This is a genomic window from Dietzia sp. IBK-p2-15D (genome assembly GCF_057773105.1).
In genome coordinates, this window is the sequence record NZ_JBYMTK010000055.1 from 1 (window position 1) to 490 (window position 490).

The window sequence follows — 490 nt, forward strand, 5'->3', positions numbered from 1 at the left end:
GATTACTTAAAGAATTGAATGAGGAATTAAACAATAATTGAAATGCTACCATTTTCAGTAGACTATTTTTACGGTAAAATAAAAGTAAGAATAGTTCATTACCACCACGGATTAAATAAATACCTAATAAAAGACTTGTCGAATAACAAAGAATGGTATTGCGATGAAAAAGATTTAAAAAATAGTATTAACACATAAACCAATACAGAAATGAACCTACAACTATCACTTAAAAAACAATGGTTTGAAATGACCAAATCTGGAATCAAAACTGAGGACTATCGAGAAATTAACGACTATTGGATAAAACGACTTTTGATTAATCCAGAGATACACTTGATGAGCAATTCATTGAAAGATAGGATTGTTGGTATTATAAGAGCTGGTTTCTTTAAACCTTTCAAAACAAATACTATGACTTTTGGTTATCCAAAATCAACCGATACAGATAGAATTTTAATCTTTGAGAACGCAGGAATTGAAATAGCTG

1 protein-coding gene is annotated in these 490 nt (G+C 29.2%); it reads left to right on the forward strand.

The annotated features are described in order from the left end of the window. Window positions 1-249 precede the first annotated feature (249 nt). On the forward strand, window positions 250-490 hold a 241-nt coding region (locus AC3DEV_RS16825; protein ID WP_488372839.1), incomplete at its 3' end, for a hypothetical protein.